We start from the raw sequence: 14,254 nt of genomic DNA on the forward strand, positions 1-14,254 counted from the left end.
CTGACATTATATGTTATTAAATTTTATTTATTTATCCATTGTAGTATTTTATAGTTTAAGTATATTAGGTTTTTTTATTGATTTTATTCAAAACAACCAGAGGGTTAATCGAATTGCCTTCTGGTTGCTTTCTATTGTCTGGGTACTACAGCTTCTCTTTTTAATTGTCAGGACGATGGAATATAATCGTTTACCTTTGATGACAATTTTTGAGGGGATGTTTTTATATTCATGGATCGTTGTCACCTTGTCGTTAATTATTAATAAATTTTATAAGAAAGACTTCCTAATATTTTTTGTGAATTTGATTGGCTTTGGTATAATGACAATCAGCATTTTTGCTCCCACTGGTGATGTTTCTCCAAGACTAACGGAATTATTGATTCTGGAGTTATTGGTGATCCATGTGACACTTCTCCTATTATCCTATGGAACCTTCACATTATCTTTTGCGTTTTCCATGCTCTACTTCATACAAAACAACATGTTAAAACGTAAACGTTGGGGGAAGAGGATTAAACGCATTGGAAATTTATCTACATTAGGTCAACTTTCATATATTTTTACTTTAATTGGTTTTCCACTGATGTTATTAGGAATAATTCTTGGGGTTATTTGGGCATGGGTTAAATTCGGCATGGTACCTTGGTTTGATGTGAAAGTATTAAGTTCCTTTTTAGTCCTGTTTATGTATGGATTATTTTTATTCCAATGGGTAGTGAAAAAGAAAAGGGGATATAGTTTAGCTCTCCTAAATATTGCTGCCTTTCTCGTTTTACTAATTAATTACTTCCTTTCCACGTCATTTTCTAATTTTCATATTTGGTAGTAGAATGGAAGAAGAGTATCACTTACATCAATTGCAGAACATTACATTTTGGAGGTTAGCATGAGGAAAATTATTATTGGTTCACGAAAAAGTAATTTAGCAATGATTCAAACAAATTGGGTTATTGACCGCTTAAAATCTCTTGGTCTTGATTATGAATTTGAAATCAAAGAGATCGTAACAAAGGGAGATAAGATTCTGGATGTTACCTTATCTAAAGTGGGTGGAAAAGGTCTTTTTGTTAAAGAGATTGAAAAAGCGATGTATGATGGTGAAATTGATATTGCGGTACACAGCATGAAAGACTTACCTGCTGTTATTGCGGAAGGATTAATGATCGGTGCTGTACCGGAGCGGGAAGATCCGAGGGATGCGTTCATATCCAATAGTGGACAAGCATTGAAGGATTTGCCGGCAGGATCTGTGGTTGGAACAAGCAGTTTACGTCGTTCGGCCCAAGTCCTTGCCAAACGTCCAGATTTAAAGATTCAGTGGATTCGTGGGAATATAGAAACACGTTTACGAAAATGCAGAGAAGAGGGATTCGATGCCATAATCCTTGCAGCAGCAGGAATTAAACGTGCTGGTTGGAAAGACGAGATAATATCTGAATTTCTCGATCCGAAAACATGTCTTCCCGCAGTAGGACAAGGGGCTTTGGGAATTGAATGCCGTGAGGATGATAAAGAAATTGTTGACTTATTATCTAAAATAAATAATAAGGATACTGAAAGAACTGTGGCTGCAGAACGCTCTTTTCTCCATACCGTTGAAGGGGGATGTCAAGTTCCAATTGCAGGATATGCAACCCTTCTTGATGATGGGAAAATTTCATTAACTGCACTCATTGCTTCACCAGATGGACAAACGGTATTTAGGGAAACGATCGTTGGTGATGATCCTGTGTCCATTGGGAAAGAAGTTGCAGAAAAAATGCTTATGCAAGGGGCGAAAGAAGTTCTTGATCAAGTGAAGGAAGAACTTGATCTTTAAGGAGTGTGGACAGTGAAAGGACTTGGTCTTCATGGTCGGCACATTTTAAACACACGTGCAAAACATCAAGCGAGTGAATTAACGGAGTGCCTTCAAAGGCATGGGGGAATTGTCTTAGAAATTCCCCTAATTTCTATCGAAAAGCCGGTAGATTGCACCCCAGTGTATCGGGTAATTCAGCAATTGGGTCGTTATGATTGGATTGTTTTTACCAGTGCCAACAGTGTTCATTTTTTTATGGAATTTCTTACCAATGAGGGGAAACGGGTAGAAGAACTTCAAAGGAAAAAAATCGCAGTTGTGGGGAACAAAACATTAAAATACCTTCAGAAGAAAGGTATTACGCCTCAAGTTGTTCCATCTACTTTCAGTGGTGAATACTTAACCGAGGAATTACTAAAGAATATTAAACTCGGGGAACGAATCCTTTTTCCAAGGAGCAGTCTTTCGAGTAACTACTTAGTACATACATTACAACAGAAAGATATGGAGGTGGATGCTCCTATTGTGTATGAAACAGCAATGAATACGTCCATCAAAAAGGAATTACATGATACCCTCTTAACCGAAAAGATAGATATCATTACTTTTACAAGTCCATCCACAGTCCGTTCTTTCTTTATGCAAATAGATCAGTCACTAATAGAAAATAATAGATTAGATTCCATTCTGTTTGCGGTTATTGGAACTGTTACGGCGAAGGAACTGAAGGAATATGGTGTAAAAGAAATGATAATACCAAAACAGTTTACCATCGAAGGACTAGTGGAGGAACTATTAGAAAAACAATAGACTAAATATACTAAAATCATGGAGGATGAATATGAGTAATGAATTTAAAAGGCACCGCAAATTAAGAACGAGTGCAGGAATGAGAAAGATCGTACGGGAAACACACTTACATAAGGAAGACTTAATTTATCCAATATTCGTAAAGGAAGGCAATAATGTAAAAAATGAAGTGGCTTCCATGCCTGGGGTATATCAATGGTCCCTCGACCGTTTAGATGAAGAAGTGGATGAAGTCGTACAACTTGGAATCTCTACAATTATTGTATTTGGTGTACCTGCTAATAAAGATGATTGTGGGACTTCAGCTTATTCGAAGGAAGGTATTGTACAGAAAGCAATCCGTCAGATAAAAAGAAAATATCCAGAATTAATTGTTATTGCTGATACATGTCTTTGTCAATTTACAGATCATGGTCATTGTGGAGTAATTGAAGATGGACAAATTTTGAATGATCCATCGTTAGAATTGTTAACGAAAACAGCAGTGTCTCAGGCAGAGTCTGGAGCGGATATCATCGCACCTTCCAATATGATGGATGGATTTGTGACTGCAATACGACATGGTCTTGATGATGCTGGTTATCATCACGTTCCTGTGATGAGCTATGCTGTAAAGTATGCTTCCTCCTTTTATGGCCCGTTTCGAGATGCAGCACACAGTTCTCCACAATTCGGTGATCGTAAAACCTATCAAATGGATCCTGCCAATCGTCTCGAAGCTTTACGGGAAGCACAATCAGACGTGGAAGAGGGGGCAGATTTCCTTATCGTAAAACCGGCCCTTTCCTATTTAGACATTATTCGTGATGTGAAAGACAGTCACCCTGTACCTGTTGTGGCGTACAACGTAAGTGGTGAATACTCCATGGTAAAAGGTGCTGCTCTCAATGGATGGATCGATGAAAAGGCAGTTGTTTTAGAGAAATTAATAAGTATGAAGCGGGCAGGAGCAGACTTAATATTGACGTATTTTGCCAAAGACGTGGCTAAATGGCTAGAGGAAAACTAAAGGAAGGCAGGTCTTCAAAATATGAAATGGAATAAATCTGTAGAAGCTTTTAAGCAGGCTAAAAAGGTAATGCCAGGTGGAGTGAATAGCCCTGTTCGGGCGTTTAAGTCAGTGAAACTGGACCCTGTTTTTATGGAACGGGGCAAAGGCTCCCACATTTGGGATATTGATGGAAATGAATATATTGACTATGTCCTTTCATGGGGACCTCTCGTATTAGGTCATGCTGATGATAAAGTAGTGGAGGCACTTAAATCGGTAACAGAAAAAGGAACGAGTTTCGGTGCACCAAGTCAATTAGAAACAAAGATGGCAGAGTTAGTAATTAATCGTGTTCCATCGATTGAGGTTGTCCGTATGGTGAATTCAGGGACAGAAGCAACGATGAGTGCTCTTCGTCTGGCTAGGGGATTCACAGGCAGAAACAAAATTGTGAAATTTGAGGGGTGCTATCACGGACATGGGGATTCTCTATTAATTAAAGCTGGTTCTGGTGTTGCAACATTAGGATTGCCAGATAGTCCGGGAGTACCTGAATCCGTTGCGAAAAACACATTAACCGTTCCTTATAATGATTTGAATAGCTTAAACTATGCTTTCGAACAATTTGGTGAAGATATAGCAGGAGTCATTTTAGAACCTGTTGCAGGGAATATGGGTGTCGTTCCACCGGTACCTGGGTTCCTGGAAGGTGTTCGTAAGCTTACAGAAGAGTATGGTTCATTATTAATTTTTGATGAAGTAATGACAGGATTTCGTGTTGGCTACCATTGTGCGCAAGGGGAGTTAGGGATTACACCAGACTTGACATGTTTAGGAAAAGTAATTGGTGGTGGTCTTCCCGTTGGTGCATATGGTGGAAAGCGGGAGATCATGGAACAAATTGCACCTGCAGGTCCAATATATCAAGCGGGAACACTTTCTGGAAACCCTTTGGCCATGACGGCAGGATATGAAACCTTAAGTCAGTTGACACCAGAGAACTATGACCGTTTTAATGAATTAGGGGAAAGATTAGCAAATGGACTTCGTGGTGCAGCGAAAAAGTATGGTGTTCCACATCAAATTAATCGTGCAGGATCAATGGTTGGATTCTTCTTTACAAATAATCCGGTGACAAACTATGAACAAGCTGCGTCATCTGACTTAAATATGTTTGCTACCTATTTTAAGAGCATGCTTAACGAAGGAATATCTCTCCCCCCTTCACAATTTGAAGGAATGTTTTTATCTACAAAGCACACAGAAGAGGATATTGATCGAACAATAGCAGCTGCAGAAAAAGCGTTTGCTGTTATAGCAAACTGAAAACGAGTATATAATTTAAAAAATCCTAGAGGGTTTCCTCTAGGATTTTTTCTGTAAACGGGACAGATTTGGCATATTTCCATTCTATGAATCATAAAAGTGTAACGTATGATCACTATTGTTTCAGATGGACAAATACCAACACCATGACTTAACTTAGCGCAATGCAGTTTTTAATAAAGGGGGAAATCAAGTTGACGTATGAACAACCTTCTTCTTTGGCCTTTTCCATAAAGGAATCTGTATGGTTAAACCAAAGAGGCGAAATTGGTGAAATTTTATCACTTGCATTAGAGCCGGACATTAGTATTCATGAAGAAGAAGACCAAGTTTTAGTTAGGGGATCCCTTCAATTGTTTGGGGAATACCGACAACAACAGGATTCAGGACAAAATGAAACAGAATCATTTGCAGATCAAGTATCATTCCGTTCTGTAGAAGAAGTCTCCATGACAGATGATGGAGTTGGGATGATAAGACACTCCTTCCCATTGGATGTGACCATTCCTAAGGAAAGAATTGTTAATCTACATGATATTTACGTAACAGTAGATGACTTTGATTATGAATTACCGGGAAGAGGCTGCATTGAACTGGAAGCAAACATCTCTGTCAGTGGTATTAAGAATGAGAGAAGTACTCCCCAAGGGAATGGTTACCAAGAATCACAACAAGAAGTGGACGTTGGTGGCGATATAACAAACCACTCCTTTAATAGTGAGTATCAGGATTCGCGAGTAAACTATAATGAGTATCAGTATGAAAAACCACAAGTAAATTATGAGCCAGAAGAACAAATGCATACAGAAGCAGAGGACGAAAGGAGTTTTCACTTTGAATCCGTTCGTCCGGCGGAAGAGGAGGAACATGAAGAAGAGCCTTATAAAGAAAATGTTGTTGAAGAGGATACCCGATTTGCTGGACAGAAATTCGGTGAAGTGGATGCCGAAGAAGAACCAGTATTGGAAGCCGTGGAAGAAGAAGTGGAACGGGATCCAATAATGGACGGGAAGGAAACCCAGGAAACGAGGGCAGAACCGTCTACTGCACCAAATGTTACTTTCTCATCAAGCCCACCGCCTAGCCAAGGTACAACCGAGGATACAGATACACGTCCATCTGAAGGGGAAAGTGATGGAGTTGATGGGGATGGAACGGAAGAGCCGAAACGGGAAGAAAACGCCCTTTATTTAACTAAAATGTTAACAAAGGGAGAAGAAGAATTTTCCAAGTTGAAGATGTGTATCGTTCAAGAGGGAGAAACGCTAGAGATTATTGCTGAAAGATATCAGATTCAAGTTAGTCAATTAGTACGTATGAACCGCTTAAATGACCAACATGTATCTGAAGGAGAAATTCTCTATATTCCGGTGAAAAAGACTGTACCATCCGACACGTGATTGGAGTGTGGAAGGATGCTTCGATTAGAAACTATCAAAGAAAGTTACGGATTTAAGGAAGTAACCTGGGAAGTGGACGGAAAAATACTAAAGACTGAAAAAGGTTTAAAACGACTTTCCCATTGGACAGAAAAGGATAACATGGAATGGCATATCAACTGGCGGGATCGTTTGGCAGAGAAAACAGGGTGTCTGACGGACCGTATGATTCAGTCGCTATATGGTGAAAGAAAATTTCTCTCAGATGTTGGTTGGTACACCCTTCATGATGAAGTAACCAGCCCGTTCTCCTATCAAAACAGGGAAAAAGAGATGGGAATATTTTTCGGACATTATTTTTCAACTAAAATAGAAGATGATCATCAAAATCTCCACATCGATGTGATGAATTTGGAGAGGATGTCTGACCAGATAAGTAAACCTTCCACTGCAAAAAATAATCATTCAACATCTTTTATCGAAGGTTTAAGAAGAGAATCCATCAACCGTCTATTGAAAGCGAAACGACTATGGAAAGAGGGACAACAAGCTGGAGGAGAGCCTCCGATTGTGACGCCAATTGATTCATTAGATCAAGGGAAAAACGTATTTGAAAAGCTGTTTTGGCAACATGGAACAGGAAGACCAGAGAAGGGGTATCGCTCTCTCAAAATTGTTCTTTCCCAATGGCTTCAGCGTTATGGGCGAAACTCACTATACAAGCTATTAAATGAGTTAGATAAACAATTATCTTTAAGAGAATTACATGCTAAAGCCCTCCTTGCAGAGTGTTTGACTCCTCGAGAATTCATTCAATTTATGAATGAGATGAAGGATGTTAAAGATCAGCAGCAAATAGAGAAATGTAAGGAAAATCTCTCTTACCAGTGGGAGGAATCACTGAAGCTTGTGAAGGCGTTGAGCGAATGGCTTGACCTTACCAGGGAGAAGGTGCCAAACCCATGAGTATCCAGATTCAGCAAAAACCAGTAGGAGCCGTATTATTTCAGTACGATTTATACCCAGAAAGAATTGAAACCGTAGGTAAAATAAAAAAAATCCATACAGCAAATGGGCAATATGCATTGAAGGAAACTCAAATGACTGAGGAAGAGGGAGAATGGTTTGTCCATGTGATGAAACGGTTAGAGAGGATAAACTATCATTTTGTCATCCCAATTATCCCAAATAAGTACGGGGACCATCTCATCCGTTATGGTAAGCAAACATATTATTTAATGCCATGGTACGAGGATCATACCGAGTTCCGTTATCCTGTTGAACAGGAAGAAGTAATGGTAGAGGAAATTGCAAAGCTCCATGATTTAACGGAACGTACGCAGGAATATTCGGAGGAAGTATTGGAAGATTCCTTTGAGACGTTGAAAAAAAGATGGGCTCTTCGCCGCATAGAGATGGAGCGGTATGTAGATCAAATTGAGGGGAATGAGTATTATTCCCCCTTTGAACTCACGTTACTTACTCATTTTCAAAGGACCTTGTTTATGGCCAATGAAGCGGAGAAACATCTCACTTCATGGTATGAAGGAGCCAAAGAAAAAAAGAGTTTCCGGAGTGTGTTATGTCATGGGAAACCGAGCAGAAAGCATGTTTGTTTTGATAAATATGGAACAGCCTATTTTATAAATTTTGAAAAAGCAGTTTTAGATACACCTTCCCGTGACCTGGCGTTATTGTTCCGCCATTACTTTCAGTCACGTCCTTGGGATGAACACGAGGGCAGACACTGGTTACAACTTTATGAAAAACAGTTCACTCTCTCCGATGAGGAAAGACATCTTTTTATTAGTTATCTTGCTTTTCCGGAAAGCATCTACCAAACGGTGGACACATATATGAAAAAAAGAGATAAACTTACAGAGTTCCAGGCAGTAACACAATTAGAACGAAAGATCTTGACAATGCATCGAGTACATCGTTTTATGAACAGTGTTTTCCCAAAGGAGAATGGATAAATAAATCAGGAAATAAACAGAAAAATGCTATCTCCGGCAATTGGGGATAGCATTATTTTTGTTAAGAAAACCAGCCTAATGTGTGAGAAAGGTATAATAAGACTAGTATCCCTAATAGAATCATATCAAACGTTGTTGGGAGTAAAAGGGTTCGGACAAACTGAAAGATGATTAACGGTAAAAGAATTTGATAAAAAATATCGATCCCTTTCCTAAACCATCTTGGCCAACGAAAGGTTCTAAACCGCCGCTTAAAATTCATTTTAATCACTCCCTGTAAGCTTACTGTTATTACTATGATATGTTCACTTAGAAAAATAGTGTATGACCTAAGGACTCATTCATCATTATAAAAATTTCGTTCGTATATCCATTTAGTTCCATGGATAAAATGAAGAAGAATGAACGGATAAAAAGGAGTTTGAAAAACTGGCATGAAAAGTCCGTTTAATACTATTATGGGAGATGGAATTGAAAAATGACTCCTATATAACTATTGATTCTTTCAAGGAGAAAGGGTAAAATAACCAATACAAACATAGATGGAATAAATGTTGACAGGGAAGAGTACATCTTGAAATCATCAGAGAGGAAAACCATCGCATTGGCGATGCTGGAAGGTTTTCTTGAAGGTAAAGATGGAAGGTCGCCCTTGAGTTGCTTTTATGAACAATACATGATTTAACTATTATGTGTTCATTAGTTTAAGCCGGATCAGCTCCGTTAAAGCTTTGAGTGTATATTCCTCATTGTAAAACAGGTAAGAGGAATATAAACAAAGGTGGTACCGCGAGGAAAACAACTCCCTTCGTCCTTTGACGATGGGGGTTTTTTATATTTCTCAATAAAATATTTTAAGTTCACAAAATTGTCAGGGACCTGGTCCCGCACAATTTTAAGGAGGAAGAAAAATGGAAAATAATGAAACAACAATGCCCCCTAAGTATGACCCTAAGGCTACGGAAGCGAAATGGTATCCTTACTGGATTGATGGCAAGTTTTTCGAAGCAACGGGGGACGAGAAAAAAGAGCCTTATACGATCGTTATTCCGCCACCAAATGTAACTGGAAAATTACACCTAGGCCACGCTTGGGATACAACGTTACAGGACATCTTAATCCGCACAAAACGGATGCAAGGATATGATGCCCTCTGGCTTCCTGGTATGGACCATGCTGGAATAGCCACCCAAGCTAAAGTAGAGGGAAAACTCAAAGAACAAGGTCTTTCAAGATATGATTTAGGAAGAGAAAAGTTTTTAGAAAAATCATGGGAATGGAAAGGGGAGTACGCAGATTTTATTCGTACTCAATGGTCAAAGCTTGGTCTTTCCCTTGACTATTCCAGGGAGCGTTTCACATTAGATGAAGGTCTGTCTGAAGCGGTAAGGGAAGTGTTTGTCCGTCTTTATGAAGACGGCCTCATCTATCGTGGGGAATATATCATAAACTGGGATCCGCAGACGAAAACGGCACTCTCTGATATTGAAGTCATTTATAAAGATGTGCAAGGTGCTTTCTATCATATGAAATATCCTTTGTCAGACGGCAGTGGTCATATTGAAGTGGCAACTACTCGACCGGAGACAATGCTCGGGGATACTGCTGTTGCTGTTCATCCAGAAGACGAACGATATAAGCATTTAATCGGCAAAAAAGTAACACTACCGATTGTTGGACGTGAAATCGAAATTGTAGCTGATGATTATGTGGACATGGAATTTGGGTCTGGTGCTGTAAAAATAACTCCTGCTCACGATCCAAATGACTTTGAAATTGGTAATCGCCATCATTTAGAAAGAGTTCTCGTTATGGATGAAGCGGGAAAAATGAATGAGAATGCTGGTATTTATCAAGGACAAGACAGATTCGAGTGTAGAAAGCAAATTGTAAAAGATTTACAAGATCAAGGAGTACTTTATAAAATTGAAGAGCATATGCACAGTGTAGGTCATTCGGAACGGAGCGGCGCCGTTGTAGAACCTTATTTATCCACCCAATGGTTTGTTAAGATGGGACCATTAGCAGAGCAGGCAATTGATCTGCAAAAATCGGAAAAGAAAGTGGATTTTGTTCCTGATCGTTTTGAAAAAACGTACCTCCATTGGATTGAAAACATTCGGGACTGGTGTATTTCGAGACAGCTTTGGTGGGGGCACCGTATTCCGGCTTGGTACCATAAAGAATCTGGTGAGATTTACGTTGGCCGTACAGCACCAGAAGATCTTGAGAACTGGGAACAGGATGAAGATGTATTAGATACGTGGTTTAGCTCCGCATTATGGCCGTTTTCTACAATGGGCTGGCCAAACGAGGAAGCGGCTGATTACAAGCGCTATTACTCCACAGATGTTCTCGTAACGGGATATGATATCATCTATTTCTGGGTTGCCCGTATGATCTTTCAAGGATTACAGTTCACTAACGACCGTCCATTTAAGGATGTTCTCATTCATGGTCTTGTCCGTGATTCCGAAGGACGAAAAATGAGTAAATCCCTAGGCAATGGCGTTGATCCTATGGATGTTATAGATAAGTATGGTGCCGATGCCCTCCGGTTCTTCTTATCAACTGGTAGTTCGCCGGGGCATGACCTCCGATTCTATTGGGAAAAAGTCGAAGCAAACTGGAACTTTGGGAATAAAATCTGGAATGCCTCCCGTTTTGCATTAATGAACATGGATGGATTAAAGTATGAAGATATTGATTTATCCGGTAAAAAATCAATCGCAGACAAATGGATTTTAACCCGTCTTCAAGAAACTATTGAAACGGTAACTCGTTTTATTGACGCTTATGAATTCGGTGAAGTGGGCCGTTCCCTCTACAATTTCATTTGGGACGATTTCTGTGATTGGTATATTGAGATGGCAAAACTTCCGTTGAATGGAGAAGATGAGGAAGCGAAGCACACCACAAGGTCTGTTCTTGCTTATGTGTTAGATCAAACGATGCGACTCCTGCACCCATTCATGCCTTTTATCACGGAGGAAGTTTGGCAGCACCTCCCACATGAAGGGGAATCAATTACAGTAGCTTCTTGGCCGGAGAAACAAGATTTTCTTATGGACCTACAGGCTGTAAAAGATATGAAACTGATTCAAGAAATTATTCGATCCGTTCGAAATACCCGTGCGGAGTTGAATGTACCAATGAGTAAAGAAATTACCCTGCAAATTAATGCCAATTCAGAGGATATACTTGATCAGTTAAACCGTGGAGAAGCTTATATTCAACGTTTTTGCCGTCCTGGAGAATTGAAGATGGAAACAGGATTAGCTGCACCTGAAAAATCCATGAGTTCTATTCTTTCAGGAGTTGAACTTTACATGCCGCTAGCAGGATTATTAGATTTAGATGCGGAAATAAAACGTCTAGAAGGGGAATTAAAACGATTGGATGGAGAAGTGAACAGAGTCCAAAAGAAGCTTTCCAACGAGGGATTTGTGGCGAAGGCACCAGAACAGGTTATCACTGCGGAACGGGAGAAAGAAAGGGATTATCTGGAGCAACGAGATAAAGTGAAAGCCCGTATTGATGAGCTGAAAAAATAATCCGGTTAATTAAATTAATTAAAACGATTAAGGTAGACCGTCCCAGTAGGAAAGACACACTAGTCTCTTCTTGAGGGGATGGTCTATCTATTTGAAAGAACTAAGTGTCAAGAGCCCCCGTTTATTAACTAGAAACGCTGCAGAAATAGTTTTACTTCACTCCCTGTTTCTAAAGATCCGTAATTCATATTCCATGCTCATCTTGGGAAAACTCGAATGGTATTCCCCTATTTTGGGAAAAGAAGCTATAATAGATACAATATGGATGGTGAGGATTGTTATATGACGAAATACTATAGAGCAAGGGATCGCCAAATAGAAATCGGAAAACTTTCAACTGGACCAAAGAACAGAATAACAGATATAGATGGAGTAACAGTAGGTCACGTTACCATACAAGAGGATTCAATCAATACAGGGGTGACAGCTATTGTCCCGCACCAGGGAAATCTTTTCAAAGAGAAGGTTGTAGCAGCGAGTCATGTGTTAAACGGTTTTGGGAAAACGATAGGGACTGTCCAAATTAATGAACTAGGTACCCTTGAAACTCCAATTCTGTTAACAAATACTTTAAGTGTGGGAAATTGTTCCACTGGACTTATAAAGTATATGCTACAAGATAATCCAGAAATTGGAAGAACAACCGGAACGATCAACCCGGTTGTAGCCGAGTGCAATGACATGTATTTAAATGACATTCGCCAAATGGTTATCAATGACAATCATGTTTTCGAGGCCATCAAAAATGCAAAAGTGGATTTTGATGAAGGTGCAGTTGGTGCCGGAACGGGCATGAGATGTTTCGGTCTTAAGGGAGGCATCGGGTCTGCATCACGGGTGATTGAGATTGAAGGAGATACATATACGTTTGGAGTGCTCGTGTTATCGAACTTCGGTCATTTAGATGACTTTATCTTAGACGGGAAGAAAGTAGGGAAACCATTAACAAAAATGCAGCAAAAACAAACATCGGAGAAGGACAAGGGATCAATTATTATCATCGTCGGGACGGATATGCCGATGACTGGTCGACAGCTTCAGCGTGTTATTAAACGTTGCGGTGTTGGACTTAGCCGAACAGGTTCAAAAATGGGTCATGGAAGCGGGGACCTTGTTATTGGTTTTTCCACGGCTCAAACGATTGCCCACCAGCCGCAGAAAAAGAAACAGTCATTGGAATTTTATTACGAAGAAGAGCTGGACAAGGCATTTCATGCCGTCTCTGAATCCACGGAAGAAGCTATACTTAATTCCATGCTGACAGCACATACGACAAGTGGCCGTGAAGGTCGAACTTTATTCTCACTAAGTGAGTATATAGATTTTCTAATATAAAGCAGGGAGGAATAACCATTGGGAGAGATCGCATTTTATCAAGATAAATTTGTGGGAATTGACGAGAAGGTAGTTCCAATACAAGAGAGGGGTCACCAGTTTGGGGACGGAATATATGAAGTGGTCCGTGTATATGGTGGTGTACCGTTTTTACTTGATGAGCACCTTTTGCGCATGGAAAAAAGTGCAGACGCACTGGAAATGAAACTTCCATATACAACGGAAAAAATTAAGGAAATTATTCATGAGGCATTGAACCGATCTAATTACACCGATGCAGATATTTATTTTCAGGTAACAAGGGGAATATCTGCACGGCAACATCATTATCCGGAAGTACCAACCGTTTTTTCCCTGACAGTTCGTCCAGCGAAGGCAATTGATGAAACAAAACGGCAGGAGGGCATCGGTGTTCTTCTTGTAGAAGATGTGCGCTGGCTCAATTGTTATATTAAGTCGTTGAATCTCCTTCCAAACGTCATGGCAAAGCAAAAGGCAATGGCGGGGGGCTATTATGAGGCCATATTTCAGCGTGATGGAATTGTTACAGAAGGATCCAGCAGCAACCTTTTTGTGGTGAAGGATGGACAACTGTTTACACACCCTGCAACAAACCGGATTTTGCACGGAATCACTCGGGCAAAAGTACTGGAGTTGGCAGCAAAACTGGATATACCTGTTCAGGAACAGGAGTTTGATATCAACTTCCTTCATCAAGGGGACGAAGCGTTCATCACTAGTACAAGTGCAGAAGTTCTGCCGATTCGAGAAATCGGGGAGTTAGAATTGCCGAGAACTCGGCCAATTACCGATCGCTTAGCGGAGGCTTTTAAAGATTTGTATAAAGTAAAGAATTAACACTTTGATTCAATGAATAAGGCATGATTCCACATCATGCTTTTTTTAGTATATAAGAAATAGTTTATGTCTAACTTCATCGCCTACTCGCTGCGGGGCACTTCGGAAGTGACAACTGAAGTCAAAGAACGGACTTCTGTTGTCATTCCTCCACTGCCCTACGCTCGTGAGCAAGGCTATTACGTTTTTCTTGTCTAACGTCATCGCCTACTCGCTGCGGG

The 14,254-nt window shown here is 40.0% G+C and carries 12 protein-coding genes and 1 other annotated feature; of the genes, 11 read left to right on the top strand and 1 reads right to left on the bottom strand.

Going from position 1 to position 14,254, the window contains the following annotated elements:
* Positions 1 to 10 precede the first annotated feature (10 nt).
* From KS419_RS04430 to ysxE, 8 genes are all read left to right on the top strand, one after another.
* On the top strand, positions 11 to 829 hold the full coding sequence (locus KS419_RS04430; protein ID WP_217064868.1) for a cytochrome C assembly family protein: 819 nt from the start codon (positions 11 to 13) through the stop codon (positions 827 to 829).
* 60 nt (positions 830 to 889) lie between these two features.
* On the top strand, positions 890 to 1,822 hold the full coding sequence (gene hemC, locus KS419_RS04435; protein WP_217064869.1) for a hydroxymethylbilane synthase: 933 nt from the start codon (positions 890 to 892) through the stop codon (positions 1,820 to 1,822).
* 12 nt (positions 1,823 to 1,834) lie between these two features.
* On the top strand, positions 1,835 to 2,614 hold the full coding sequence (locus tag KS419_RS04440; protein ID WP_217064870.1) for a uroporphyrinogen-III synthase: 780 nt from the start codon (positions 1,835 to 1,837) through the stop codon (positions 2,612 to 2,614).
* Between the two features lie 31 nt (positions 2,615 to 2,645).
* On the top strand, positions 2,646 to 3,623 hold the full coding sequence (gene hemB, locus KS419_RS04445) for a porphobilinogen synthase (protein WP_217064871.1): 978 nt from the start codon (positions 2,646 to 2,648) through the stop codon (positions 3,621 to 3,623).
* 21 nt (positions 3,624 to 3,644) lie between these two features.
* Positions 3,645 to 4,931: a glutamate-1-semialdehyde 2,1-aminomutase gene (gene hemL / locus KS419_RS04450; protein WP_217064872.1), complete on the top strand. Its 1,287-nt coding sequence runs from the start codon at positions 3,645 to 3,647 to the stop codon at positions 4,929 to 4,931.
* A 194-nt stretch (positions 4,932 to 5,125) separates the two neighbouring features.
* A complete protein-coding gene (gene spoVID, locus KS419_RS04455) occupies positions 5,126 to 6,331 on the top strand; it encodes a stage VI sporulation protein D (RefSeq protein WP_217064873.1) in 1,206 nt (401 codons plus the stop codon).
* 15 nt (positions 6,332 to 6,346) lie between these two features.
* On the top strand, positions 6,347 to 7,276 hold the full coding sequence (locus KS419_RS04460; protein ID WP_217064874.1) for a hypothetical protein: 930 nt from the start codon (positions 6,347 to 6,349) through the stop codon (positions 7,274 to 7,276).
* Positions 7,273 to 8,286, top strand: coding sequence for a spore coat protein YsxE (gene ysxE, locus KS419_RS04465; protein WP_217064875.1), 1,014 nt, complete (start codon positions 7,273 to 7,275; stop codon positions 8,284 to 8,286). The genes KS419_RS04460 and ysxE overlap by 4 nt, the downstream gene beginning before the upstream one ends.
* A gap of 61 nt (positions 8,287 to 8,347) precedes the next feature.
* Here the strand turns inward: ysxE and KS419_RS04470 are convergent, their stop codons facing one another.
* On the bottom strand, positions 8,348 to 8,548 hold the full coding sequence (locus KS419_RS04470; RefSeq protein WP_217064876.1) for a hypothetical protein: 201 nt from the start codon (positions 8,546 to 8,548) through the stop codon (positions 8,348 to 8,350).
* 283 nt (positions 8,549 to 8,831) lie between these two features.
* Positions 8,832 to 9,105 (top strand) — a binding site (T-box leader).
* 92 nt (positions 9,106 to 9,197) lie between these two features.
* On the opposite strand from KS419_RS04470, the gene KS419_RS04475 reads away from it, so the two are divergent.
* From KS419_RS04475 to dat, 3 genes are all read left to right on the top strand, one after another.
* Positions 9,198 to 11,840, top strand: coding sequence for a valine--tRNA ligase (locus KS419_RS04475; RefSeq protein WP_217064877.1), 2,643 nt, complete (start codon positions 9,198 to 9,200; stop codon positions 11,838 to 11,840).
* Between the two features lie 282 nt (positions 11,841 to 12,122).
* Positions 12,123 to 13,175, top strand: coding sequence for a DmpA family aminopeptidase (locus KS419_RS04480; RefSeq protein ID WP_217064878.1), 1,053 nt, complete (start codon positions 12,123 to 12,125; stop codon positions 13,173 to 13,175).
* Between the two features lie 18 nt (positions 13,176 to 13,193).
* Complete coding sequence (dat, locus tag KS419_RS04485) at positions 13,194 to 14,033, top strand: D-amino-acid transaminase (RefSeq protein ID WP_217064879.1); 840 nt, start codon at positions 13,194 to 13,196, stop codon at positions 14,031 to 14,033.
* The last annotated feature ends 221 nt before the right edge of the window (positions 14,034 to 14,254 follow it).

It is taken from the genome of Evansella tamaricis, assembly GCF_019042215.1.
Lineage (GTDB): Bacteria > Bacillota > Bacilli > Bacillales > Salisediminibacteriaceae > Evansella > Evansella tamaricis.

What these genes read in the sequence shown, in the direction of transcription:
- KS419_RS04475 (WP_217064877.1), top strand. Translation starts at nt 9,198, where the DNA reads ATGGAAAATAATGAAACAACAATGCCCCCTAAGTATGACCCTAAGGCT.
- KS419_RS04430 (WP_217064868.1), top strand. Translation starts at nt 11, where the DNA reads ATGTTATTAAATTTTATTTATTTATCCATTGTAGTATTTTATAGTTTA.
- ysxE (WP_217064875.1), top strand. Translation starts at nt 7,273, where the DNA reads ATGAGTATCCAGATTCAGCAAAAACCAGTAGGAGCCGTATTATTTCAG.
- KS419_RS04470 (WP_217064876.1), bottom strand. Translation starts at nt 8,548, where the DNA reads ATGAATTTTAAGCGGCGGTTTAGAACCTTTCGTTGGCCAAGATGGTTT.
- hemL (WP_217064872.1), top strand. Translation starts at nt 3,645, where the DNA reads ATGAAATGGAATAAATCTGTAGAAGCTTTTAAGCAGGCTAAAAAGGTA.
- hemC (WP_217064869.1), top strand. Translation starts at nt 890, where the DNA reads ATGAGGAAAATTATTATTGGTTCACGAAAAAGTAATTTAGCAATGATT.
- hemB (WP_217064871.1), top strand. Translation starts at nt 2,646, where the DNA reads ATGAGTAATGAATTTAAAAGGCACCGCAAATTAAGAACGAGTGCAGGA.
- KS419_RS04480 (WP_217064878.1), top strand. Translation starts at nt 12,123, where the DNA reads ATGACGAAATACTATAGAGCAAGGGATCGCCAAATAGAAATCGGAAAA.
- KS419_RS04460 (WP_217064874.1), top strand. Translation starts at nt 6,347, where the DNA reads ATGCTTCGATTAGAAACTATCAAAGAAAGTTACGGATTTAAGGAAGTA.